Source organism: Streptomyces sp. NPDC025618, assembly GCF_055558795.1.
On record NZ_JBVHLW010000039.1, the window covers coordinates 1 to 23,623 of the forward strand.

Here is a 23,623-nt window from a genome sequence, read left to right on the forward strand (position 1 = left end):
TTGTGAGCGCCTTCTCTTTCGCCGGGAGATATGTTTATTCCCCCCCCCCCCCCCCCCCCAAGCCCCCCCCCCCCCCCCCCCCCCCCCCCCCCCCCCCGCTACGAGACTCGCTACGAGACGGTCAGCTCGGCGATCCCTGTGCGGGACTTGGTACCGGTCTGGCCGTGCAGAGCGACGCGTACGTATCGCGCGGAGACGGGCCCGCCGCCCGCGACGGCCTCGTGCCAGTGCCGGCCGTCGAGCGAGAGCCGGACGCTGTACGAGGCCGGTGCCGGGCCGGTCCAGACGGGGGTGGCCTTGGTGACGCGTACGGACTTGCCCAGGTCGGTGGTCAGTTCACCGTTCGGCCCGCCGGGGACCCAGGCCGTGGCGGGATTTCCGTCCACGGCGGCCGCCGCGTACATCCCGGATTCCTCGGAGGTGGCCGTGGCGGTGGTGCAGCGGGCCAGGTTGTCGGTGGGGGTGAGGTCGGGGCGGCGGGTCTTGAGGACCGCCGGTGCGGCCTTGGTGAGGACCTGCTCGCCCTGCGGGGTGTCGAGGGTCATGGGCGCGCCCTCGGTGAGCCGCACGGTGGTGTCGTGGGCGCCGATGGCGATGTCGTACGTGCGGCCCTGCCAGCGCAGGCCGCGCAGGGTGACGCCGCGACCGAGCTGCGGGGGCAGCGTCGGGTCGAGGTGGAGCCGGTCCTCGCGCATCCGCATGCCGGTCAGGCCGTTGGTGAAGATCTGGAGGAAGCCGCCCTTGCCGGTCAGGAAGTCCTGGGCGGGCGCACCGGCCAGCGGGTCGTCGGCGCCCGCCTTGGTACCGCGGGCCTCGGAGAACTGGTCGAAGGGACCGCGTACGAACGGCCGGACGGAGCGCTGCAGATAGGTGTATGCCGAGCAGCCCGGTTCACCTGTGGCGGCCGCGTCGATGGCGTGGACCGAGTCCGTCATGGCGGGGCCGTCGGGGTCGGTGCGCTGGGCGTAGTAGTCGAGGGTGCGTGCCGCGTCGGCCCGGGACATCGGCCATTCCAGGGGGTACGTCAGCAGCACCGTGTCGGCCTGCTTGATCCTGCTGCCGGGGTAGCCGTCGTACTGCTGGAAGACCTTGTGCCGCGCGTCGTACGGGATCCGGATCCTGTCGGCGACCGACGTCCACTCCCCCGGCGCGCGCTCGCCCAGCAAGCGCGCGGCACGGGCGGCGTTGCGCAGGGCGGTGACGGCCCCGGCGTTGGTGAAGACCGCGTCGTCGACGCCGTTGCTGTACTCGTCGGGGCCCGCGGTGTCCTTGATGGAGTAGCTGCCGTCGGCGTTGGGGGTGACCCTCCCGGCCCAGAAGTCGGCGATTCCCTTCAGCACCGGCCAGCCGCGCTCGCGCAGCCAGGCGGTGTCGCCGGTGGCGAGGTAGTACTGCCAGGTGGCGAGGGAGATGTCCGACTGGAGATGGATCTGGGTGCGGCAGTGGGGCGGGTCGACGCTGTGGCACTCCTGGGCCAGGTCGCCCTTGCTGCCGCTGTTCCAGGGGTAGAAGAGCCCTTGGTAGCCGAGCCCGCGGGCGTTCTCGCGGGCTCCCGGGAGGGTCCGGTAGCGGTAGTCGACGACGGTCCTGGCGAGTTCGGGCGCGGTGGCCAGCAGGGCCGGGTACATCCAGGTCTCGGCGTCCCAGAAGACGAGGCCCGCGTAGTTATCGCTGGTCAGCCCGGTCGGGGCGATGCTGTTGGCCGCGCCCTGCCGGGTGCTGGACAGCAGCCCGTATCGGGCGGAGCGCACCCACGCCTGAAGGTCGGGCTGTCCCGGCACCTCGATGTCGGAGTGCCACAGCCGGGCCCAGGCCGCGGTGTGGGCGCGCAGCAGCCCGTCCCAGCCGCGCCGGGCCGCGCGCAGTGCGGCGGCGGTGGCGTCCTGGCGGGGCGCGTGCGAGGTCAGCGCGGTGTCGACGCCCACGTATTTGGTGAGTTCGTACGCGTGGCCCTCGCGGACGGGGAAGGTGAGGGACTGCTCGGCGCTCAAGTCCTTCGCGGATCCGGCGCGCCGGCCCCCGGTCGCGTGCACACCGCGCCCGGCCCGCAGGGTGGAGGCGACGGCGCCGTCGGTGTCCGTGCCGTCGGTGCGGAAGGCCACGTCCATGGTCCGGCCGTCCCGGCCGGTCCCACCGGTGCGGTCACCGCCGCCGGTCTGCCGCATGCGCCGCGCGCCGCGTCCGTCCAGCAGGTCGGTGACGGTGGCGTCGCCGCTCCAGCGCGGCGTCATGCGCAGCCGTACGGCGCCCGTGTGCGGGTCGTCGCGGTCGGCCAGCACGTCGTAGACGAGGTCGGTCCTGCGCCCGTCGACGGCGGTCCAGGTCAGGGAGGTCCGGACGATGCCGCAGCTCTGGAAGAGGGTCTGGCGATATCCCGAGATCCGGCCCGGCTTCGTCGAAGAGTCGAAGACGTCACCGTGTTGGCCGCCGGTGCCGACGGTGAGTCCGGTCCAGGTGGGGAGCGCGGCGACGGCCTGCCGGTCGGCGGCGGTCTGCTGGTTGTGCGCGTAGAGCCCGGAGACGAACGAGCCGTCGTATCCCGGGGTGAAGAGCGGCCAGCCGGTCTTGCCGTCGCTGTCGGTGTAGCCGGCGCCGTTGGGCGGTACGCGCTGCCCCAGATAGCCGTTGCCGACGTAGGCGTGGTCGGTGTCGCCGGTGTCGATACGGGTGGAGTCGAGGGTCCAGCCGTCACCGGTCCGGCAGCCGGCGGGGGAAGCGGCAGCGGCGGAAGGGTCGGCGGTGGGGGGTCGCGGCGTCGGCGCGGCGGCCGCGGGCGGCGCCGAGGCGACGAGCGCGCCCGCGAGCAGCAGTGCGGACAGCCGGGCCGGACGCGGCCGCGCGCCGGGGGAGTACGTCATTGTTCTCCGTCGTCTTGCCTGTGTTCCAAGAGTCCCGCGACCTTAAATTTGATGAACTCATAACGTCAACAGTCGTGGTTGTCTTTATGACTCTTGAAGACGAAGAACCCCGCGCCGACACGCCGGAAGGCCATGGCGAACCGGGCGTGGCCCGCTGGGTCCGGGCGGCCAGGGGCCCGCCGGGGCCCCTGGCGAGAGGGGCCCCGGCGGGGCGGCGTCAGCGGACGAACTTCCAGGTGATGCCGTTGATCACGCCCTTGTCGAGCGGTGCCAGCTTCTGGAAGGCCGTCTTGCTGAGGTCGATGTGGGTCCGGTCGCACGAAGGACACTTGTCCTTCACCGGCACTCTGATGGTCTTGCCCTGGTAGCTGACCTCCACCGATATGCCCTTGCACAGCGGGTCGTTGTTGGGGTTGGCGGAGGTCCACCACGACGCCGGGACCGCGACGAGGTCCTGGGAGGTGGCGTCGATGGGGGTGCCGCAGGCGCCGTAGCCCTTGTCGGTGTAGTACGTCATCTTGCCGCTCATCGACTGGCCGATCGGGACGTCAGCGGCCGCGGGTCCGGCGCCGAGGGCGATACCGGTGACGGCGGCGACCAGGACGGGGGCCGCGTATCGGAGGGTCTTCAATGCGCGCATGTTCTCTCCTTGTTCATGAGGGGTTGTTCATGAGGGGTTTGTTCACCAGGCGTTGTGCACGGGCCGTCGCGCATGGGTCGTTGTGCACGGGCCGTCGCCCATAGGTCATTCAGGGCGACTCCCGCCCGGAACAGCGGATGACGGCATGACGCAGCCGTGGAGCCCGTCGGCCCACGAAGCCGCAGGACAGCGGCATTTCCTCGGCACGTGCCCGGCTTCCGGCATATGAGGACATGCTCCTCGTTGCTCCCGCAAGCCCTTTCAGGCGCAGTTGTCCTGAAAACATTGCTCAATACATTGAGTTCGGCCGGACACGGTGCCTGCTATTGACAGCAAACTCAGGGGAGTTATTCACTGCGCGATGGCGACAACACGCCGATCGGGCCCGATTCACCGTCGGCCGGCGTCACTCATCTTTTCCCCCACAGGAGCCGCCATGAGAAGAAATCGCATCGCCGCCCTGCTGTTGGCCGCACTGGCCCTGGTCGGCATAACCGTCCTCGCTCCGGCCGGCACCGCGGGTGCCGTCGGCCCGCGGGGTGCCACGCGGGCCGCCTTTCCGGTGAGCGAGGCCCAGTTCAAGCAGATGTTCCCGAAGCGGAACGCGTTCTATACGTACCAGGGCCTGGTCGCCGCGCTGAGCGCGTACCCCGGCTTCGCGGGCACCGGCAGCGCCGAGACCCGGAAGCAGGAGGCCGCCGCCTTCCTCGCCAACGTCTCCCACGAGACCGGCGGGCTGGTCTACGTCGTGGAGCAGAACACCGCCAACTACCCCCACTACTGCGACCGGAGCCAGCCCTACGGCTGCCCGGCCGGCCAGGCCGCCTACTACGGCCGCGGCCCCCTCCAGATCAGCTGGAACTTCAATTACAAGGCGGCGGGGGACGCCCTCGGCATCGACCTGCTCCACCGTCCCTCGCTCGTGCAGACCGACGCGGCCGTCTCCTGGAAGACCGCCCTGTGGTACTGGAACACCCAGCGCGGCCCCGGGACCATGACCCCGCACGAGGCGATGGTCAACGGCCGCGGATTCGGGCAGACCATCCGCAGCATCAACGGCAGCCTGGAGTGCGACGGCCGCAACCCCGCCCAGGTCCAGAGCCGGGTGTCGAACTACCAGCGTTTCACCGGCATTCTCCATGTGGCGCCGGGCGGCAATCTGTACTGCTGACCCCGATTGCCCTTTCGGGCAATCGGAAACGGGCGGCACCGTCGAGGTGACCGCCCGTTTCATACGCAAAGCGTTTGGGTGGACCGTGTCCGCATCATCGCGAGTGCTGGTGTTCGCTCTCCCTCATTCATGAACTGCACTGTTCGGCAATTCCCGTCCGACGGCCGCGGCACGGGATCACGGGCGGGCCAGCCAGCGCACCTCGTACGGGGCGAGGGACAGCGCCTGCCCCTCCACCACGGCCGCCACCGGACGACACTCGGTGTTGACGACGAGCACGGCCGCGTCGTCGGCGAGGACCTGGATCCTGTCCCCCGCCCCGGCCGTGGCGGCGACCGGCCGGAAGGCGGTGCCCGGAGGGAATTCGCGGGCGAAGTTCCTCAGCAGCCGCGCCATGGGCAACTCCCCTCCCCCGTCGGACAGATGGGTGCTCCGCCACAGGCATCCGGGGCACGCCTTCCCAGTGCGCTGCGGGTTCCAGTAGAAGGCCGCGGACGCGCCGCTCTCCGCCAGCCGCATCATCGCGGTGGCGTGCACGGCGATGCGGTGCTGCTCGCCCCAGCCGTCCCGGCCGCCGGGCCTGTCGTCCTCGGCGGGCGGCTCGACGTACCACTCGGCCCACCACACCGGGAGCCCGGTCACGCTCCTCACCCAGCGGGTGACGTCGGCGAACTTCTCGGTGGCGGCGAACTCGTCGGGGAGCGCCCGGTGGCCCTCGCGGGTGTAGCTCGACCCGTCGACGACGACGAAGTCCGCGCCCGCCTTGTGCGCGCTCCAGTAGCGGATGACGTCGGCGGAGCGCTGGTCGAGTTCGCCCCAGGGGCCGCGCAGTTCGCGTGAGCGGTCCTCCGGGGCATCGGCGGGCGGATCGTGGTCGACCACCACATAGGGGCCGCCCACCAGGTTGCGGGGGTTCCGCCGCTTCAACTCCGCGTGGACGAGGTTGTACAGCCGCGTGTAACCCTCGTAGTCCCAGCGCCGTTTGCCCTCGTCGTAGAAGCCCTTCATTTCGTTCCACACGAGGAAGTGCCGGATGTCCGGATAGCGTTGGGCGATCACCCCCGCGAGCCGGGCGAAGTCGGCGTAGTGCCGGGGATCGGGGGCGGCCTCCAGCCGGGACCAGTCGGTGCGCCCGGCCCGGCCGCCCTTCATCCAGTCGGGGGCCGCGCACAGCGTGAGGACGGGCGTGGCCCCCGTGGCGCGCATCAGGGCGACGCGGTCGTCGAGCGCCTCGAAGTCGTAACGTCCGGGCGCCGGTTCGGGATTCTCCGCGCCCCAGCCCATGATGTGCTGGTTCTGCGGCAGGGGCCGTGCGGAGAGCAGGGCACCGGCTCTGCGGGTGGCGTCAGGTTCACCGTGTTCCGCGCTGTGCTGGGTATGGGTGAAGCCCCAGCCCGGTGCCCCGTCGTGTCGTTCCACGGCATCCAGAATATCCGTGCCGTCCTGTCTTCTCCCGGGCTCACGTGGATCCGGGGCGCGGCCGGCCGGATCCACGTGCGGGAGGCGGTGGGGCCATGTCAGATCCTGACGGCCCCCACGCTCGTGACGGCCGCCCGTCTCAGCGGAGCCAGGGAAGATCCGCTCCTTCCCTGTCGAGCCCTTCCTCCATCGCCCGGCAGATCCGGCCCAGTTGCTGGATCTGCTCCGGGGTGAGGTTGTCGAAGACGGCCGCGCGCACCGCGGCGACGTGGCCCGGGGCCGCCTTCTCCAGGACCTCGCGGCCCTCGTCCGTGAGGACGGCGTTCTGGCCGCGCTTGTCTCCGTAGCACGACTCCCGGCGCACCCAGCCGAGCTTCTCCAGGCGGGTGACCGCGTGCGAGAGCCGGGGCCGGGTGATCTTCGCCTGGCGCGCCAGGTCGGTCATCCGGATCCCCCGGCGGGGGGCCTCGGAGAGCTGGACGAGCAGCCCGTAATAGAGATGCGGCATGCCCGCCTCGCGCTGGAGCCGGCGGTCCAGGTGGTCCTCCACCAGCCTGGTGGCCTGCAAATAGGCGCGCCACACGCGCTGTTCCTCATCGGTGAGCCACCGCGGCTGCGACTCCTGCCCCACAGATCCTCCTCGTATGTCCGTGCCCACAGGTCATTCCGCCGAGGTCTGTGGCTTGGGGAGGAAGGGGATCATCAGCATGCTCACCAGGATGATGACCCCGGAGACGACGAACGCCCGGCCGTAACCGGAAGCCAGGGCGTGGGCGCCGGACCCCACGTCGGCCGTGCGACGGGCGGCGACGGAGGCGAGGACGGACAGGCCGAGCGCGCCGCCCATGGTGCGCGAGGTGTTGGCGAGGCCGGCCACCAGGCCCGATTCGGAGAGCTCCACGCCCGTCGTGGCGGAGACCGCGAGGAGCGTCATCATCAGGCCCGCGCCGAAGGAGAACACGACGCCCGGACCGAGCAGGGTGACCAGGAAGGAGCCGTCGGCGTCCATGTCGCCCTGCCAGATGAAGCCCGCCGCGGTGAGCAGCCCCGCGATCACGAGGAGGGTGCGCCCCTTGATCCACCGCATCAGGCGGGGTGCGAACTGCGCGGAGAGGATGATGGTGGCGGTGTGCGGGAGCAGGGCCAGGCCGGTCTGCACCGCTGAGTACTTCAGCACGTTCTGCATGTAGAGCGAGAGGAAGTACCACATCGCGTAGAAGCCCATGCCGCTGACGACGGTGATGGCGTTGGCCGCAGACACCGAGCGCACCCGGAAGATGCCGAGCGGCATCAGCGGCTCGCGTGTGCGCTGCTCCACGGCGACGAAGGCCGCGAGCGCCACGGCGCCGGCGATCAGGAAGGCGAGGGTGCGCGCCGAGCCCCAGCCGTGCCCCTCGCTCTGCGAGATGCCGTACGCCAGGCTGCCGACGCCGAGTGTCACCAGCACCGCTCCGGGGAGGTCCAGCCGGCGCCGCCGCGCCTGGTCGCTGCGGCTCTCGGCCAGCCAGGCCACGGTCGCGACGATCACGATCAGGCCGAGCGGCACGTTGATCAGCAACACCCAGCGCCACGAGAGGTAGTCGGTGAGCAGGCCGCCGATGAGGCCGCCGGCGGCGCCGCCGCCCGTGCCGACCGCCGTCCAGATCGCGACGGCTTTGACGCGTGCCGGGCCTTCGGGGAACGTGGTCGTGAGGATGGCCAGGGTGGCGGGTGAGAGCACGGCCGCCCCGATGCCCTGCAGGGCGCGCGCGACGATGAGCATCCACGGCGCCTGCGCGAGGCCGCCCAGCAGGCTCGCGGCGGTGAACACCCCGAGGCCGAAGACGAACACCGCCTTGCGGCCGAACAGATCGGAGGCCCGGCCGCCGAGCAGCAGGAAGCCCGCGAAGGTGATGACGTAGGCGTTGACGACCCACTGCAGGCCCGTCTCACCGATGTCGAGGCCGGAACGGATCGACGGCAGCGCGACATTGATGACGGACACGTCGAGGACCACCACGAACTGCCCCACGCAGGCGGCGAGGACCGCCACCCAGGTGGACCCGCCGCGACCGCGCGCCTCTTGGGCGCCGTCCTTTCCGGAAAGTAACTGTGACATGGACTGCATCATCCTCAGGTGGCGTCCTCGCCCTCAACAGACAAACGGAGTAGGGGACTTCATACTTAGGGACTAGTCCTCCGCTTGCTGCCCTGCGATCCCCCGCGCGAAGCGCTCGGCTGGACGTACCGCGAGGAGACGTCACCCGGCCCGCTCAGAAGTACCCCTCCCGCTTGCGGTCCTCCATGGCCGCTTCCGACAGCTTGTCGTCGGCCCGGGTCGCGCCTCGTTCCGTGCGCCGGGAGACGGCGATCTCGGCGATGACGTCGGCCACGGTGGCCGCGGCCGAGTCCACCGCGCCGGTGCAGGACATGTCGCCCACCGTGCGGTAGCGCACCCGGCGCTTCTCCACCGCCTCCCCGTCCCGCGGCCCGCCCCATTCCCCGGGCGCCAGCCACATGCCGCTCCGCCGGAAGACCTCGCGCTCATGGGCGTAGTAGATCGAGGGGAGTTCGATCGTCTCGCGGGCGATGTACTGCCACACGTCGAGCTCGGTCCAGTTGGACAGCGGGAAGACGCGGACGTGTTCGCCGGGTGCGTGACGGCCGTTGTAGAGCTGCCACAATTCGGGCCGCTGGCGGCGCGGGTCCCAGCCGCCGAACTCGTCCCGCAGGGAGAACACGCGCTCCTTGGCGCGGGCCTTCTCCTCGTCGCGGCGGCCGCCGCCGAAGACGGCGTCGAAGCGGTGGCGCTCGATCGCGTCCAGCAGTGGCACCGTCTGCAGCGGGTTGCGGGTGCCGTCGGGACGTTCGCGCACGCTGCCGTTGTCGATGAACTCCTGTACGGAGGCCACCTCCAGCCGCAGGCCGAGCGCCGCCACGACGCGGTCCCGGTAGGCGATCACTTCCGGGAAGTTGTGGCCGGTGTCCACGTGCAGCAGCGCGAACGGCACGGGCGCGGGCGCGAAGGACTTCAGCGCCAGGTGCAGCATGACGATGGAGTCCTTGCCGCCGGAGAAGAGGATCACCGGCCGCTCGAACTCGCCCGCCACCTCGCGGAAGATGTGGACGGACTCCGACTCCAGCAGGTCCAGGTGGGTCAGCCCGTGCGGCCGTGCCGTCCCGTGGGTCCCGTCGCGCCCCGCGGCGTACGGCCCGCTCCGCCGGGGGTTCAAGCGAGCTCCCTCTCCGCCAGGAGCCGGTGCAGCGCCCGCGCCGACTCCTCGGCGCTCCGCTCGCGCACCGGGAGCCGCAGCTCGGTGCCGGGCGGCGCCGGGAGCCCTCGCGCGGGCACCTCGTCCCGCACCACCCGTACCTCCAGATGCGCGGTGCCGGACCTCTCGTGGCGTCTGCGTACGTCTTCGCGGCCGGCCGCGGGGGAGGCGGTCACCGGGACGAGGACGACGATGCCGTTGCGCGCCAGGACCTCGGCGATCAGGCCGATCCGCCGCATGCCGGTGTCGCGGTCCGCGGGCGAGGAGCCCGCGGACAGGAGCGCGCGGGTCCCGTCGCCGTCGAGCACTTCCACGCGCCGGCCCCGCTCGCGCAGCCGCTCCGCCAGCGCGCGGGCGATCGTCGTCTTGCCCGCGCCCGGCGGGCCCGTCAGCCATACGGTGGCGCCCGGCCAGCACGTGCAGAAGGATTGAGGGTTCACCCGTCGCTCCCGACTCGCCGATGGGTAGTGCGTGACAACCGCGGCGGACCGGGCACCGGCGCCGCGCGTTCGGGCAGCGCGAGGACCCGGGTCGCCGCCGCCGTGATCAGGTCCTGCGCCCTGTCCGGGCCCGGTGGCGCGTCCCGGGCCGCGCGCCAGGCCACCATGCCGTCCGGCCGTACGAGCACGGCGCCCGCGGGCCCGGTTCCGCAGGCTCGCGGGAAGTCGTCGGCGGGGTCGGCGAGTTCGCCGCCGGTGGCCGCCAGGTGATGGCCCCGGAGGGGGATGTTCGTCTCCTTCGCCGTCCGTGCGGCGGCCTCCGCCCAGACCGGGTCGGCGGAGAGCAGGACGAGGCGCCCGTGGCACAGGTCGAGCGTGGAGACGCGCCTTCCGCTGTCCGCGCGCAGCCACAGGTGCGGCAGCCGGGTGCCCGGGTCTCCCCGCAGGGCGAAGACCGGAGGGAAGGCGGGTCCGGGCGAGGCGCCGAGGACGGCGGCGGAGCTGTAGCGGTATCCCATGATCAGGGTCCGGGGGTCGCAGCGGACGCTTCCTCCCAGCGGCTCCGGCGGCACGCCGTCGAGGAGCATCGACTGGTCCGCCGTCGCCTTTCCCACCGGGCGGCGCTCTTCGTCGTAGGTGTCCAGGAGCCGCGGTCCGGCCCAGCCGCCGAGCACGGCGGCGATCTTCCAGGCGAGGTTGTGCGCGTCCTGGAATCCGACGTTGGAGCCATAGCCCCCGGAGGGCGGGTGGAGGTGGGCGGCGTCGCCGATGAGGAACACCGCTCCGCTGCGGTAGGCCGCCGCTATGCGGTGCCGGGCCTTCCAGTGGAAGACGGTGTCGATCCGCGCGTCGCTCCCGCCGTCGCCGACAGCGGCCCGGACCAGGTCGAGGCAGGTGCGCTCGGAGTAGCTGCCGTCGGGTTCGGCGCGGGCCGGGTCGTAGTCCACCGCCGCGCACCAGCGGCCCGGGGTGTTGAGCTCCATCACCGCGCCGTCGAACCCGGGGTTCTGGATCATGCACATGAAGAACCGCCGGTCGCGCGCCCAGCGGCCCGGGTCGGCGCGGAAGAGGATGCTCACCCGGTGGGCGACGGTGCCCAGCCCCTCCCGCGCGATGCCCACGCCCTCCGCGATCCGGCCGCGCGCGCCGTCGGCGGCGACGACGAAGCGGGCGTCGACCGTATAGGTCCGGCCCGTCCCTGCGTCCCGGACGCGGGCCCGCGTCCGGTCCTCCCCCGGCCACAGGCCGGTCAGTTCGTGCCCGAAGCGCACGTCGGCGCCATGGCGCGCGGCGGCCTTCGCGAGCAGCGGTTCCATCCGGTCCTGGCCGCACCAGAAGGGCGCGCAGGGGCCGGGTACGGCCAGTTCCTCGTCGCCGGTCTCCAGCACCCGCGCCGGTTCGGGGCCGGCGAGCGAGGCGGCTTCCAGGACCACTCGGGGGAGGTGGCGTTCGGGGCGGGTCCGCAGCCGTGGGTCGTCCTCGCGCACGACCTCGAACCCCACCCGGCGGATCTCCTCCTCCAGGCCCGCCTCGCGGAAGAGTTCCATGGAGCGGCGGCTGACGTGGGTGGCGCGCGGGACGGGCGAGGTGGTCGTACGCCGTTCGACCAGCAGGGTGCCGACGCCGTGGCGTGCGAGGAAGAGCGCCATCGCCAAGCCCGTCGGTCCTCCTCCGACGACGAGCACCGGGACGTCCACCGCTGGGCTCTCCTCCCTGCCGGTCGCGGGTCTCGGGCCGCTGTCAGGACTTGGCCGCCAGCCGGTCCCCGACGACGAGGTGGTCCAGGCGCATGCCCGCGAACGCCTCGACGGCGTCCTCCGGGGTCTCGACGATGGGCTGGCCCGCGACGTTGAAGGAGGTGTTGAGCAGCACGGCACAGCCGGTGAGCGACTCGAACCTGCCGAGCAGCTCGTACACCTTGGGGTTCTGCGCGGCGTTCAGCGTCTGGAGCCGGGCGGTGCCGTCCACGTGGGTGGCGGCCGGGATGGCGTCCTGCCGGGTCACGCGCGCGACGACCAGCATGAACGGGGAGGGCTGGGCGAGGTCGAAGTAGTCCGCCGCCCGGTCCTCGCGCACGATGGGCGCGTACGGGCGGAACCACTCGCGGTGTTTGACGTTGTCGTTGAGGTGGTCCCGTACGGACGCGGGGAAGGGTGCGGCGAGAATGCTGCGGTGTCCCAGGGCCCGGGGGCCGAACTCGGAGCGGCCGTCGAACCAGCCGATGATCTTGCCTTGGGCGAGCAGGCCGGCGACCCTGCCGGGCAGGTCGTCGGGGGTCTCGACGGTGAAGCCCGAGGCGGCCAGGGCCGCGTCGACGCGCTCGGTGGAGTAGTCGGGCCCGAGGTAGGCGGTGTCGAGGACGGGGAGCTCCGCGGGCGCAAGGCCCTCCAGCTGGTGGAGGCCGTAGTAGGCGCAGCCGAGGCTGATCCCGTTGTCGCCGGCGGCCGGCACGACGAAGACCCGCTCGAAGGGGGTCTCGCGCAGGATCCGGCCGTTGGCGACGCTGTTGAGGCCGACGCCGCCGGCGATGCACAGGTCCGTCAACCCGGTGCGGCGGTGCAGGTCCCGGGCGCAGTGCAGGAGGGCGCGTTCCAGGGTCTCCTGGGCGGCGTAGGCCAGGGCCGCCCGGTCCTCGAACTCGCCCGATTCAACCAGTCGTTCGAAGACGTGGTTCACCTTGCTCGCCGAGATCTGCACGCCGCCCTCGGGCAGCAGGGTGACCAGCTCGGCGACCTCGTCGACGAAGCGGTCGTCGCCGTAGGGCGCGAGGCCCATGGTCTTGCCGTCCTCGCTGACGGGGTAGCGGGTCTTGGGGCCGGTGTAGGCGAGGCCGAGGGCGAGGCTGGCCGAGCGGTAGAAGTGGCCGAGCGAGTTGTCGGTCTCGCCCGGCTGGTAGTAGGCGCTCTCGGAGGTGGCGTCCACGGCGTGGGTCCCTGCGACCCGGTTGACCAGGCGCAGCCCGGAGGCGTCGGCGGTGTAGCAGCTGATCGTCTCCGCCTCGCGCGGCCCGGGGCCGGACTTCAGACCGGTCACCAGGCTGCCGGAGTTGTCGCAGACCAGTACGGCGGCGCGGGTCATGCCGGAGGCGCCGAACGCGCTGTAGGCGTGCGCGAGATGGTGGTTGACGACCGTCACGCGCTTGCGGAACGAGTGGTAGAAGGGGCGTGGTACGAGCTCGCAGGCCACCACGTGCTCCACGGCCTCGGCGGTCGTGCCGAGGGCGTCGAGGACGGCGCGCCGGCTGTGGCCCGCCAGGAGGTCGGCTCCCAGGCCGTACTTGCTGCGGACCAGCCGTTCCTCGTCGATCGCCACCAGCCGTCGGCCGTCGGTGGCACAGGAGGCCCAGTCGTGTCCGGATCCACCCAGACCCAGCACCGTCATGGTGTCATTGCTCCTTCAGCTGTGGCCGGCTTCGGTCAGGAGGGGCGGGCTCAGGCCCTGCGGATCTCGACGATGCGCACCGGGCCCGCGCCGCAGGGCAGCGAGCGCTCCACTGTCAGGCCCGACTTCTCCAGCAGCGCGGCGAACTCGCTCTCCGAGCGCTCGGCACCGCCGACGAGAACGAGCAGCAGCAGGTCGACGAAGAGCGTCGAGGCGGCGGGCCGCTCGTCGATGAGGTTGTCGATGACCAGGAGCCGGGAGTCCGGCGTCATGGCGGCGGCGATGCGGCGGAGGATGCGTACGACGTCGTCGTCGTCCCAGTCGTGCAGGACGTGCTTGATGAGGTAGAGGTCGGCGCCGTCGGGGATGGTCTCGAAGAAGTCGCCGGGCAGGATCTCGCACCGGTCCGCGAGGCCGCGGCCGGTGAGGAGTTCGCGGGCCTCCTCGGCGACGGGCGGGCGCTCCAGCAGGGTGCCGCGCAGGCCGGGGAAGGCGTCGAGGACGGCGGCCATGAGGCTGCCGCGGCCGCCGCCGATGTCCACGACGGTCGCGGCGCCGGAGAAGTCGTAGGCCGCGGCGACCTGGCCGGCCTCGGCGAGGGAGACCGACCCCATGGCGCGGTTGAACAGCTCCCGCGCGTCCGGGTCCTCGTGGGTGAGCTGCCAGAACGAGGTGCCGTTGGCCACGTCGAAGGACGCCTCGCCGGTGCGGACGCTGTGCGCGAGCTGCTCCCAGGCCCGCCAGTGCCAGGGGGCCGCCTGGAAGCGCGCGTCGGTGGCGACCGGGCTCGCGGGGTCGGGCAGCAGGACGGCGGAGAGGGCGTTCTGGGCGAACAGGTCGTCGTGGCCGAGGTCGTCGAAGACACCCACCGTGGCGAGGAGGCGGAGCAGTCTGCGCAGGGTCTGCTCGTGCGCGCCGGTGGCCTCGGCGAGGGCGGCCGCGGTCCGGGGGCCCTCCTGGAGCAGTTCCGGGACGCCGAGTTCGACGGCCACGTGGATGGCGCGGGCCTTCCACGCCCCTTGCAGGATGTCGTTCACGGTCTCTTCCGCTGCGGCGCGGGCAGCCGCGGCCTCGGCGTTCTCGGGTGTCTGCGCCACGGTCATACGGGGGTCCTCCACAGGGCATCGGGGGGCAGGCGGCATGAGGACAGGGCGGGTGCGGCCAGGTCCGGGGAGACGGGGTGCGCGGACGCGGCCGCGGGCGGCGTGCGGGCCTCGGAGCCGCCCCGGCGGGCGGGGCGGCGCTGCGGGCACCGGCGGCGGACGGCCGGGAGAGGTGGCGCGCGGGCCGTTCAGGGACGGCGCGGGCGGCACACGGATCGCACGGACACCGGTACTGCGACCGGGCAGCACCGGGAGAAGAAGCAAACGGTCCACCGAAAACCTGTGTGGAGCCAGCCAAACTGTGCCAAGCACCGGAACGCCCGTCAAGATTCCGTCCGGCACCGCCTCGCCGTGACCGGAGCCTCCCGCACTGTTTCGGCCATCGTGGATCAGCGGCCGCGCCCTGCCGCACGGCAACTCCTCCCCCGGCCCTAGGCTGTTGGGCGACCCCATGACCACGCGGTACGGCTGACCTCGCCGGGCCGCAGGAAGAAGGACCGGCGATGACACCAGAGGAACTCTCCGACTTCGCGCTGGAGCTGCCGGAGGCGGTGGACGACGAGGCGTTCGGCCCCGGAGCCGCGGTCTTCAAGGTGGAGCAGAAGGTCTTCGCCATCCTCCAGGACGCGTCCGAGGACCGTCCGGCGCAGGTCACGCTGAAGTGCGAACCGGATCTGGCGCTGCACCTGCGCGAGCAGTACGCGGCGGTGGTGCCCGGCTACCACGTCAACAAGCGGCACTGGAACACGGTTGTCCTGAACGGCACGGTTCCCGTGGATGAGCTGCGGGAGATGGTGGAGCATTCGTACGATCGCGTGGTGGCGGGGCTGCCGAAGGCGGTACGGGAACGCCTGAGCCTCCTGCGCAAGGTGTGACCCCACCCCACTCCCCCGCCTCTCCCGCCTCTGTCTCTCTCTGAATTTCCTTCGTTCCGTCGTCTGGAGAGAGTCCTCGTCCCGCTGTTAGCTTGATCCGACGATCGACGCCTGTCCGGCGCCGGAACGCTTCGGCCTTTCCGGCGCCTCCCGGATGACGGCATACCCACTGCCACGCACACCGAGGGAGTCGCCCGTGACCATTCGCCAGCGTGTCGTCGTCATCATCACCGAGGGAGCGGCACCCGAGCTGCTCGACCGCTGGTGTGCCCAGGGGCTGCTGCCCGGCTTCGCCGCTCTGCGCTCGCAGGGGGCCTCCGGGCCGCTCCACGCCGAGGGCACCCCCTACGAGCCGCCGGGACTGCTCAGTGTCCTGACCGGCCGACGCGCCGCGGACCACGGCTTCTTCTCCTACTGGACCTGTCACGACCCGGAGTACGCGCCGCAGGTCCTGACTCCCGAGCACCGCCGCCATCCGCTGCTGTGGCAGCACGAGGTCTTCCACGGCGTCAGGTTCGCCTCGATCGGCCTCTTCGGCACCCACCCCCCGGAGCCCTTCGACGGTTCCCTGATCACCTATCCGATGTATGCCACCCTCCACGCCTGCCACCCGCGCAGCCTCCAGCGCACGCTGGCGAAGAAGGGCATCCGTCCCGTCCACGACGTGTCGATCTTCTGGACCGGCCAGGACCGCGACGAGCTGCTGCCCTCGCTGCTGGAAGCGGACGTGCAGCGCGGCCGCGCGGCGCTGGCGCTGCTGGAGGAATCCGATGTCGTGATCGTCAACCTCACGAGCATCGACCGCTGTTCGCACATCTACTGGCAGGAACTGGAGCACGGCCCCGAGCACGAGCGGGACAGCGCCGTCTTCGCCGCCTACCGCACCTGCGACCAGGTGATCCAGGACGCCTTGCGGGCGGCCGGCGACCACACCAGCGTGGTGGCCTTCTCGGAGATAGGCTTCGGGCCGCTCCGCAATTACTGTTCCATCAACGACGAGATGGCACAGGCGGGATTCCTGACCACCGCCGAGGACGGCCGCGTCGAGTGGGCCGCCAGCGCGGCCTTCGAGGCGGTTCAGGGCACCCATGGGGTGAACATCAATCTGCGCGACCGCTACAAGCACGGCCTCGTCCCGGAGCGTGACTACGAGAAGGTCCGCACCGATCTGGCGGCCGCGCTGCTGGAGCGGCGCAACCCCCGTACGGGCAGGCCCTTCTTCGAGGCGGTGCGCCGCCGGGAGGAGGTCTATCCCGGCGAGGCCACCGTGCACGCACCCGACCTCATCCTGGAGCCGGCCGACTGGCGCTATCTTCCGCTGGGCGACCCGCGCTGGGCCTCACATGTCCACCGGGACTGGCAGAGCGGCTGGCACCGCCGGGAGTCCTACTGGTCGGCTGTCGGTCCCCGATTCGCCGGCGGAACACGGCAGAGCCGTACCGCCGCGCCCGTCGATATTCCCGCAACTGTCTGCGCTCTGCTGGGGCGTGACGTGCCGGCTGATTGGGACGGCGTTCCGCTGTCCTGAAATCGACGCCCTGCCAGCGGCGTTGACCCCCGCGAGGGACGCTCCGATTGGCCAAAGTCACGCGCGGTCACTAGCGTACGGCGCGTCCGGCACATTCGGACTTCGCGGTCCGGTCGGCCCCGGAAAAATCAGACGGCCCGGCGCGGAGACCTATTTCAAAGTGCAAGAAAGGAACGCGCATGTCAGCAAAGATTTCCCTCTTCGCCGTGGTGGTCGAGGACATGGCCAAGTCGCTGGAGTTCTACCGGAAGCTGGGCGTCGAGATCCCCGCCGAGGCCGACTCCGCGCCGCACACCGAGGCCGTGCTCGACGGCGGCATCCGGCTCGCCTGGGACACCGTCGCGACGGTGCGCAGCTACGACCCCGAGTGGCAGGCCCCCACCGGCGGGCACCGCTTCGCCATCGCGTTCGAGTTCCCCGACACCGCGAGCGTGGACAGGAAGTACGCCGAGCTCGTCGACGCCGGCTACGAGGGCCACCTCAAGCCGTGGGACGCCGTCTGGGGCCAGCGCTACGCCATCGTCAAGGACCCCGACGGCAACGTGGTCGACCTCTACGCGCCCCTCCCGTAACACCCTGGGCGGGGCCCGGACCGACCGCGCGTCCGGGCCCCGCCGGCTCGGCTCACCGGCACGTTCCCCGAAAGGCGGACACCATGGTCCTACGAGCGCCCAGGCGCCGGCGCGAACCGCGCCGCACGATCACGCCGCCGCCCGGCCGCGGCGAACGGGAAGAGATCTGCGGGCGGGTCGCATTCGTCCGCCAGGAATACGGCCCGGCCCCGGCCGATCTGCTCCCCTTCCCCGATTCCCTGGCGGCCGCCCCGCTGGGCACCCTCCGCTCGGGGATCCGCACCGGATTCCTCGGCGGCCCCTGGCAGGACGGCTTTCCGCGCTATGTCTGGCAGCGGTCCGGTGACTCCGTCGTGGAATTCCGGCTGACGGGCCGTTCGCCGGGCGAATACACCGGATACGAACTCCACCCGAGCGAATGGCCGGAAGGGCTGGCGGACCATGCTTCCTGAGTTCCAATTGCAGTGGAATTGGCTCGACGCCCCGGCCGGCGGGGAGGGCGAGCTGCGGGCGACCTGGGCCCGGCTGCGGATCGCCGTGGGCGCCGAGACCGTCACACTCGTCCAGGAGCCCGGACGGGGGACCTTCCGGGAGCACACGACCGGCTCGCTCTATCCCCTCGCCGAGTGGATCGCCTTCAACTGGTGGTCCCTCGTGGCCGACGCGCGGCCCGGCACCCAGATATCCCAGCTGCGGTTCACCTACCGCTACGGCGTGGGCGACGACCGCGGCTCCTGGTGGATGCGCTCGCGCCGCCACATCCTGCGCGCCGCGTGCGACGGCTTCCGCTGGCCGGACATGCTCTTCGTGCCCGAGGGCCGGGAGACCCGGATCGTGTGGATGCCCGACATGGGCCCCGACGCGCGCCCGGGCGACCGCTTCGCGAGCCGCGGCAACTCCTGTGTGGAGAGCGCCGCGTTCACCGCCACACTGGCCTCCTTCGTCGACGCGGTGACCGAACGCCTCACGGCCCAGGGCATCACCGGCACCCCGCTCCAGGAGGAGTGGGCCGCCGTCCGCGCCACCGACGAGGACGAGGCGGCCTTCTGCCGCATCGCGGCCCGGCTGGGCCTGGACCCCTACGCGGAGGCGGAGCCGTACGAGGCCGACATCCTCAAGGCCGCCGAGCAGTTGCCGGAACCGCTCGCCGGCGACTTCTTCAACGGGGTGCGGCCGGAGCGGATAGCCGACCAGCTCCAGTGGATCGCGCGCGTCAGCACCCTGATGGGTACCGCGCCGCAGGACGCCCCGCTTCCCGCAGCGCTGGTGGAACTGCGCAAGGACTGCGCCGACCTGAGCGAGCGGTTCTTCGCTCCGGGGCGGCTCGACAACCCCTGGGACCTCGGCTACGAGGTGGCGCACCGGGTGCGCGCGTGGGCCGGGATCGACGACACCGCGCCCTTCGACCCGGCCCCCCTGATGGGCTACCGCACCGAGCAGGTTCCCTATATGGACCGCGGCCTGGTCGCCCTCGGCACCCGCAGGGGCGCGGACGGGCCGGTCCTGGTCTCCTCCCGGCGCTACACCGACCGCCCTCGCCGCTTCCTCCAGGCCCGCGCGCTGTGGCATCTGATCTGCGACCCCGACGACACCTTCCTGATCGCGGCGGCGCACACCCACCGCCAGCACGTGGCGCGCGGCTTCGCCCTGGAGGTCCTGGCCCCGGCCAAGGGCGTGGCGAGCCTGCTGGCCGACCCCGGCCACCTGGTGTCCGCGGAGGACGTCGAGGTGATCGCCGACGACTACGGCTGCGGCAACATCGTCGTGGAGCACCAGTTGGACAACCGCGTCCTGGCGAAGGACTTCACCTGGTCAGGCCGGCCGCGCGCCGGCGCCCCGGCCGGTGAGAGGGGCCGGGGCGCATGACCGCCACCGCCCCGCCCGCCTTCCCCTTTCCGCCCGGCCCCGAGGGCACCGTGCCGGCCGAGTACGCGCGGCTGCTCGCCGAGGACCCGGTCTCCGAGGTGCGCCTGGCGGACGGCTCACGCATCTGGCTGGTGACCCGGCACGAGGACGTGCGCACGGTGCTGGGCGGCGGCGGCTTCAGCCGCCACCGGGCCGCCACGCTGCCGGGAGCGGGGTTCGGCCGGTCCCAGGGTTCGGGCATCGTGGACCTCGACCCGCCGGAGCACGGGCGGCTGCGCGGTCCGGTCGTGGCCGCGTTCGGCGCCGCGCGCACGGCGCGCTTCGCCCCTCGCGTCGAGGCGGCGGCGGAGGCGGTCCTGGACCGGCTCCCCGCCGGTGCCGGAACGGCCGACCTCGTCCAGGCGTACACCGCGCCCTTCGCGGGCCGCGTCACCTGCGAGTTCCTCGGGCTGCCCGGGGAGCGGTGGCAGGACGTCACCTCCGATGTCGAACTGCTGCTGCTCCCCCGCGGCGCCACCGAGCAGGCGCTGAAGGAGGCCCGCGGCAGGCTCGGGCAGGTGCTGGACGACCTGCTCGCCGCCCACAGGGCCGAGCCGGGCGACAGCGTCACCGACACGCTGCTGAGCGCGGCCGAGCTCACCGACGACGACCGGCGCCTGCTGCTCCACGGCCTGATCATCTCGGGCTTCATCACCATCCGCGACCTGCTGGCCCGGCACCTCTTCGGCGTGCTCTCCTCCCCCGGCCTCGCGGCACGCCTGCGCGACGACCCGGCCGTACTGCCGTCGGCCGTCCAGGAGTTGCTGCGCTACTACCCTTCCAGCAACGACGGCCTGCTGCGGGTCGCCACCGAGGACGTGGTGCTCTCCGGCCGGCGGATCGCCGCCGGTGACGCGGTGCTGCCGCTGGTCTCGGCGGCCTCCCGCGACCCCGCGGTCTTCACCGACCCCGAGGTGCTCGACATCGACCGGGTCGCCGACCGCGGCATCGCCTTCGGCGCGGGAGCGCACGCCTGCCCCGCGACGGGACTGGCCGTGACCGAACTGACCGTCGGCATCGGCCGCCTGCTGGCCGCCTTCCCCCACATCGCCCTGGCCGTGCGGCCCGACGAGGTCGAGCACAGCTCCGAACTGCTGCCCCTGGGCATCCGGTCACTGCCGGTGGTCCCCGGGCCGCGCCGCTGAGCCGGAGCCCCCGAGGCAGGCGCGGCGCGCTTCCCCGCGGGGCGCAACACGTCCAGGGAGACGACCCGCAGCGCCTGTACGCCGGAGAACCACGCGCGACTCCAGGCCCTGACGTCGCGGTACGGCCCGGACCACGTCCTCCGGTTCAGCCCCGAAAGCCCGCCGCTGCCGGCCGGGCCCGGCCGGCGCATCCCCACGGGTCAGCAGAAGGAGACGGTGAAGACGATGGACCGGACGGACACAGCGGTCGAGCGGTTCCCGATGTACATCGACGGGCAGGCCGTGCAGGCCCACGACGGTGCCGTGCTGCGCACCTTCGAGCCGGCCACGCGGCGCCATCTGGCCGACCTCCCCAGCGGCGGCCCGGAGGACGTGCGCCGGGCGGTGACCGCCGCGCGGCGGGCCTTCGACGAGGGCCCGTGGCCGCGGCTCTCCCCGGGCGAACGGGCGGGCCTGCTGCGCGAGGTGGCACGGAGGCTGCGCGAAGAGGGTGCCCCTCTGGCCGAGTTGGAGGCCCGCGACAACGGCTCGACCCTGCGCAAGGCCCTCGGGGCCGATGTGCCGGGGGCCGCGGCCGCCTTCGAGTGGAGCGCGTGGTGGGCGGAGCAGCTGCCCGAGCGGCAGCCGGAGGCACCCGGTTCCGGCTCCTACGTCGTGTGGCGGCCGGTCGGGGTCGTCGCCGCGATCGTGCCGTGGAACCTGCCGCTGCTGCTGGCGGCCTGGCGCATCGCCCCCGCCATCGCCGCGGGCAACACCTGCGTGCTCAAACCGGCCTCCTTCGCCTCGCTCTCCACGCTGCGGCTGGTCGCGCTGCTCCACGAGTGCGGCCTGCCGCCGGGCGTGGTCAACGTGGTCACGGGGCCGGGCGGTGTCACCGGGGAGCAACTGGTGCGCTCGCCCGGTGTCGACCTCGTGGCGTTCACCGGCTCCGACGAGACCGGCGCCGCCGTACGGGAGGGTGCCGCCTCGGCGGGGACGAGCGCCCGGCTGGACCTGGGCGGCAAGTCCCCCAACATCGTACTCGCGGACGCCGATCTGGACCGGGCCGTCACCGGTGTCGCCTGGGGCGCGTTCCTGCACAACGGGCAGGTGTGCATGGCCGGTACGCGAGCGGTGGTGCACGCCGGTGTTCATGACGAGTTCCTGCGGCTGCTGGCCGAACGGGTGGGCCGGCTGCGCGTCGGCGATCCGCTGGATCCGGCCACCGACCTGGGGCCGCTGGTCTCGCGCAACCAGGCGCGTACGGCCAGGCGCTTCACCGAGCTCGGCCTCTCCCAGGGCGCGGAGCTGGTGTGCGGGGGCAGGGCCCCGACGGCGGACGAACTGCCGCGCGGGCTGGACGCCGGGGCGTATTTCCTGCCCACGGTGCTGGCGTCGGTCGGCCCGGACGACGCGGTCGCGCAGGAGGAGATCTTCGGTCCGGTGCTCGCGGTCGTCCGGGCGGAGTCCGACGAGGACGCGGTGCGCATCGCCAACGGCTCCCGCTACCGGCTCAGCGCCGGGGTGTGGTCCCGCGATCCCGTACGGGCCCGCGCGGTGGCCGAACGGCTGCGCGCGGACCGGGTGTGGATCAACGACTACCGGCTGGTCGATCTGGAGCTGCCCGGCGCCGCCGGGTCCCGCTCCGCCGTCTGGGACCGGCTGACCAACGAGCTGGACGCGTACCGCCGGAGGCATATGGTGCACGGCGGCGCGGCGGGAGCGGGCGGGGTGTCGGCGCCGCCCACTCCCTACGCGCTGCTGGGCGGGTGATGTCAGCCGAGGACGGAGCCGCGGGAGCCCCGCGGCGCGAGACCCAGCAGCTCCCGCAGGGTGGGGGCCACGTCGTAGAGCGACAGGCCGTCCGCGCGGCCGGGGGTGACGCCGGGGGCGCTGAGGGCGAAGATGCCGGTGTCCCCGTGGTTGGCGTGGTCGGGGCCGGTGTCGTTCTCCGTCGTGTAGAGGCCCTTGCCCATGCCGAGGGTGGCCAGGGCCCGCCAGCGCAGGTTGCCGACGTAGACCAGGAGGTCGGGGGCGATGCCGTTGACCTCTCCGTAGAGCTCGGCGGGGCGCAGGGCGCGGGTGCCCATCGGCTGCCCCTGGTCGTCGGGCAGCGCTTCCAGGGCGGAGGCGATGAGGTCGCGGGTGGTCTCGTACTCCGCGGCCGGGATGGTGCCCTGCGGCTCGCGGCCCTCGACGTTGAGGAAGATCCGTCCGTAGTAGCCGCCTTCGGCCCAGGCTGTGGTCCGCTTCCAGTCGACGGCGGCCTGGGCGACGGGCGTGGGGCCGGCGGGTTCCTCGGTCAGGACGAGGTAACCCTCCTTGCGCAGCCATTCGTTGACGAAGAGCCCGCCCACCATGGGCTGGGCGCCGTGGTCGGAGACGACGAGGACTGCCGTGTTCTCGGGGAGGCTCTCCAGGAAGCGGCCGAGGTGCCGGTCGAGGGCGCGGTAGTAGTCGCGGAAGAGGCCGGTGTAGGCGTTGCCCGGCTCGTGGCGCGGGTGGTCCGGGTCGCAGTATTTCCAGAAGCCGTGGTGGAGGCGGTCGGGGCCCATGTCCACGAAGGAGAGGAAGTCCCACTCCTGGGTGGTCGCCAGGTGGCGCGCGACCTCGAAGCGCTGCTCGCTCATGTCGAAGACGCCCTGCGAGACGCGTTCCAGGTCGGTGGAGCGGAAGTCCTCCACGTCCAGGGCGTAGCCGCCGGTGAGCTTGTGCAGCTCGTCGGCGAGGCCGGGCGGGGAGGTGTAGCGCGACTGCGTGGAGGGGGCCAGGAAGCAGGAGACCATGGCGCCCTGGATGGGGGCGGGAGGGTAGGTGCCGGGGACGCCCAGGACCACGCTGGTGCGCCCGGCGGCCGTCATCTCGTCCCAGATGCGGGGGGCCCGGATGCTGTGGGAGGTGGCGAACCTCAGCGGTCCGTAGTCATAGGCGCCGCGGTCGCGGAATCCGTAGACGCCCAGTTCGCCGGGCGAGCGGCCGGACATCATGCAGGACCAGGCGGGCATGGTGATGGGCGGGTCGATGCTGCGCATCGGACCCCACAGGGATTTCCGCCGGAGGGCGGTGAACACCGGCATGTCCTCGGCGAACCGGTCGAACATGTACTGCGGGGTCGCGGAGTCGAGTCCTATCACGGCAACTTTTCCGGCAGCGGGCATCGCGGATTCCTCTCGCTGTGCGCACCGTGCGACATTGCTTGCCGGAAAACGTACACGGCGGTCCGGCGGTCCGACAGGGGGCCGTGGAAATGCCGCCGCATTTCCGCGCGCCGGGCCGGTGGTGAACTCCCGCCGCAATCCCGGCGAGCCCGCCGGAATCCCCTGTCACATTCGACCGGAAAACCTGCGAACCCCCGG

General features: G+C 72.2%; 19 protein-coding genes. 8 read left to right on the forward strand and 11 right to left on the reverse strand.

All coding sequences use genetic code 11. The annotated features are described in order from the left end of the window. Positions 1 to 110: 110 nt before the first annotated feature. Both ACZ4A5_RS25840 and ACZ4A5_RS25845 read right to left on the reverse strand, forming a co-directional pair. Positions 111 to 2,858: a discoidin domain-containing protein gene (locus tag ACZ4A5_RS25840; protein WP_467588912.1), complete on the reverse strand. Its 2,748-nt coding sequence runs from the start codon at positions 2,856 to 2,858 to the stop codon at positions 111 to 113. 217 nt (positions 2,859 to 3,075) lie between these two features. After that, positions 3,076 to 3,498 carry a cysteine/serine endopeptidase inhibitor gene (locus ACZ4A5_RS25845; RefSeq protein ID WP_467588915.1) on the reverse strand — a complete coding sequence of 141 codons (423 nt, stop codon included), beginning with the start codon at positions 3,496 to 3,498 and terminating at the stop codon, positions 3,076 to 3,078. A 436-nt stretch (positions 3,499 to 3,934) separates the two neighbouring features. On the opposite strand from ACZ4A5_RS25845, the gene ACZ4A5_RS25850 reads away from it, so the two are divergent. Further along, positions 3,935 to 4,669, forward strand: coding sequence for a chitinase (locus tag ACZ4A5_RS25850; protein ID WP_467588919.1), 735 nt, complete (start codon positions 3,935 to 3,937; stop codon positions 4,667 to 4,669). A 177-nt stretch (positions 4,670 to 4,846) separates the two neighbouring features. Here the strand turns inward: ACZ4A5_RS25850 and ACZ4A5_RS25855 are convergent, their stop codons facing one another. The 8 genes from ACZ4A5_RS25855 to ACZ4A5_RS25890 all read right to left on the reverse strand — a co-directional run bounded on the left by ACZ4A5_RS25855 (position 4,847) and on the right by ACZ4A5_RS25890 (position 14,263). Beyond that, positions 4,847 to 6,088: a xylan 1,4-beta-xylosidase gene (locus ACZ4A5_RS25855; RefSeq protein ID WP_467588922.1), complete on the reverse strand. Its 1,242-nt coding sequence runs from the start codon at positions 6,086 to 6,088 to the stop codon at positions 4,847 to 4,849. A gap of 139 nt (positions 6,089 to 6,227) precedes the next feature. Further along, positions 6,228 to 6,719 carry a MarR family winged helix-turn-helix transcriptional regulator gene (locus ACZ4A5_RS25860; RefSeq protein ID WP_467588926.1) on the reverse strand — a complete coding sequence of 164 codons (492 nt, stop codon included), beginning with the start codon at positions 6,717 to 6,719 and terminating at the stop codon, positions 6,228 to 6,230. Positions 6,720 to 6,749: 30 nt separating this feature from the next. Beyond that, entirely contained in the window at positions 6,750 to 8,195 is a 1,446-nt protein-coding gene (locus ACZ4A5_RS25865; protein WP_467589034.1) for an MFS transporter, read from the reverse strand. Between the two features lie 145 nt (positions 8,196 to 8,340). Then, on the reverse strand, positions 8,341 to 9,300 hold the full coding sequence (gene cysD, locus ACZ4A5_RS25870) for a sulfate adenylyltransferase subunit CysD (protein ID WP_467588929.1): 960 nt from the start codon (positions 9,298 to 9,300) through the stop codon (positions 8,341 to 8,343). Next, entirely contained in the window at positions 9,297 to 9,779 is a 483-nt protein-coding gene (locus ACZ4A5_RS25875; RefSeq protein ID WP_467588933.1) for an adenylyl-sulfate kinase, read from the reverse strand. Before ACZ4A5_RS25875 ends, cysD begins: the two co-directional genes overlap by 4 nt. Further along, positions 9,776 to 11,476 carry an FAD-dependent oxidoreductase gene (locus ACZ4A5_RS25880; RefSeq protein WP_467588937.1) on the reverse strand — a complete coding sequence of 567 codons (1,701 nt, stop codon included), beginning with the start codon at positions 11,474 to 11,476 and terminating at the stop codon, positions 9,776 to 9,778. Before ACZ4A5_RS25880 ends, ACZ4A5_RS25875 begins: the two co-directional genes overlap by 4 nt. Positions 11,477 to 11,519: 43 nt before the next feature. Next, positions 11,520 to 13,160, reverse strand: a complete 1,641-nt coding sequence (locus tag ACZ4A5_RS25885; protein WP_467588941.1) for a carbamoyltransferase family protein — start codon at positions 13,158 to 13,160, stop codon at positions 11,520 to 11,522. A 50-nt stretch (positions 13,161 to 13,210) separates the two neighbouring features. Continuing rightward, entirely contained in the window at positions 13,211 to 14,263 is a 1,053-nt protein-coding gene (locus tag ACZ4A5_RS25890; protein ID WP_467588943.1) for a methyltransferase, read from the reverse strand. 503 nt (positions 14,264 to 14,766) lie between these two features. On the opposite strand from ACZ4A5_RS25890, the gene ACZ4A5_RS25895 reads away from it, so the two are divergent. From ACZ4A5_RS25895 to ACZ4A5_RS25925, 7 genes are all read left to right on the forward strand, one after another. Continuing rightward, complete coding sequence (locus ACZ4A5_RS25895; protein WP_467588947.1) at positions 14,767 to 15,138, forward strand: MmcQ/YjbR family DNA-binding protein; 372 nt, start codon at positions 14,767 to 14,769, stop codon at positions 15,136 to 15,138. A 196-nt stretch (positions 15,139 to 15,334) separates the two neighbouring features. After that, positions 15,335 to 16,666: an alkaline phosphatase family protein gene (locus tag ACZ4A5_RS25900; RefSeq protein WP_467588949.1), complete on the forward strand. Its 1,332-nt coding sequence runs from the start codon at positions 15,335 to 15,337 to the stop codon at positions 16,664 to 16,666. Positions 16,667 to 16,845: 179 nt separating this feature from the next. Beyond that, positions 16,846 to 17,238: a VOC family protein gene (locus ACZ4A5_RS25905; protein ID WP_467588952.1), complete on the forward strand. Its 393-nt coding sequence runs from the start codon at positions 16,846 to 16,848 to the stop codon at positions 17,236 to 17,238. 83 nt (positions 17,239 to 17,321) lie between these two features. After that, on the forward strand, positions 17,322 to 17,690 hold the full coding sequence (locus ACZ4A5_RS25910; RefSeq protein ID WP_467588955.1) for a hypothetical protein: 369 nt from the start codon (positions 17,322 to 17,324) through the stop codon (positions 17,688 to 17,690). After that, positions 17,680 to 19,104, forward strand: coding sequence for a hypothetical protein (locus ACZ4A5_RS25915; RefSeq protein WP_467588959.1), 1,425 nt, complete (start codon positions 17,680 to 17,682; stop codon positions 19,102 to 19,104). Before ACZ4A5_RS25910 ends, ACZ4A5_RS25915 begins: the two co-directional genes overlap by 11 nt. Further along, positions 19,101 to 20,288, forward strand: a complete 1,188-nt coding sequence (locus ACZ4A5_RS25920; protein ID WP_467588963.1) for a cytochrome P450 — start codon at positions 19,101 to 19,103, stop codon at positions 20,286 to 20,288. Before ACZ4A5_RS25915 ends, ACZ4A5_RS25920 begins: the two co-directional genes overlap by 4 nt. 225 nt (positions 20,289 to 20,513) lie before the next feature. Further along, on the forward strand, positions 20,514 to 22,040 hold the full coding sequence (locus ACZ4A5_RS25925; RefSeq protein WP_467588966.1) for an aldehyde dehydrogenase family protein: 1,527 nt from the start codon (positions 20,514 to 20,516) through the stop codon (positions 22,038 to 22,040). 2 nt (positions 22,041 to 22,042) lie between these two features. Here the strand turns inward: ACZ4A5_RS25925 and ACZ4A5_RS25930 are convergent, their stop codons facing one another. After that, complete coding sequence (locus ACZ4A5_RS25930) at positions 22,043 to 23,425, reverse strand: alkaline phosphatase family protein (RefSeq protein ID WP_467588969.1); 1,383 nt, start codon at positions 23,423 to 23,425, stop codon at positions 22,043 to 22,045. Positions 23,426 to 23,623 lie beyond the last annotated feature (198 nt).

What these genes read in the sequence shown, in the direction of transcription:
- ACZ4A5_RS25840 (WP_467588912.1), bottom strand. Translation starts at nt 2,858, where the DNA reads ATGACGTACTCCCCCGGCGCGCGGCCGCGTCCGGCCCGGCTGTCCGCA.
- ACZ4A5_RS25845 (WP_467588915.1), bottom strand. Translation starts at nt 3,498, where the DNA reads ATGCGCGCATTGAAGACCCTCCGATACGCGGCCCCCGTCCTGGTCGCC.
- ACZ4A5_RS25850 (WP_467588919.1), top strand. Translation starts at nt 3,935, where the DNA reads ATGAGAAGAAATCGCATCGCCGCCCTGCTGTTGGCCGCACTGGCCCTG.
- ACZ4A5_RS25865 (WP_467589034.1), bottom strand. Translation starts at nt 8,195, where the DNA reads ATGCAGTCCATGTCACAGTTACTTTCCGGAAAGGACGGCGCCCAAGAG.
- ACZ4A5_RS25885 (WP_467588941.1), bottom strand. Translation starts at nt 13,160, where the DNA reads ATGACGGTGCTGGGTCTGGGTGGATCCGGACACGACTGGGCCTCCTGT.
- ACZ4A5_RS25890 (WP_467588943.1), bottom strand. Translation starts at nt 14,263, where the DNA reads ATGACCGTGGCGCAGACACCCGAGAACGCCGAGGCCGCGGCTGCCCGC.
- ACZ4A5_RS25895 (WP_467588947.1), top strand. Translation starts at nt 14,767, where the DNA reads ATGACACCAGAGGAACTCTCCGACTTCGCGCTGGAGCTGCCGGAGGCG.
- ACZ4A5_RS25905 (WP_467588952.1), top strand. Translation starts at nt 16,846, where the DNA reads ATGTCAGCAAAGATTTCCCTCTTCGCCGTGGTGGTCGAGGACATGGCC.
- ACZ4A5_RS25910 (WP_467588955.1), top strand. Translation starts at nt 17,322, where the DNA reads ATGGTCCTACGAGCGCCCAGGCGCCGGCGCGAACCGCGCCGCACGATC.
- ACZ4A5_RS25915 (WP_467588959.1), top strand. Translation starts at nt 17,680, where the DNA reads ATGCTTCCTGAGTTCCAATTGCAGTGGAATTGGCTCGACGCCCCGGCC.
- ACZ4A5_RS25920 (WP_467588963.1), top strand. Translation starts at nt 19,101, where the DNA reads ATGACCGCCACCGCCCCGCCCGCCTTCCCCTTTCCGCCCGGCCCCGAG.
- ACZ4A5_RS25925 (WP_467588966.1), top strand. Translation starts at nt 20,514, where the DNA reads ATGGACCGGACGGACACAGCGGTCGAGCGGTTCCCGATGTACATCGAC.
- ACZ4A5_RS25930 (WP_467588969.1), bottom strand. Translation starts at nt 23,425, where the DNA reads ATGCCCGCTGCCGGAAAAGTTGCCGTGATAGGACTCGACTCCGCGACC.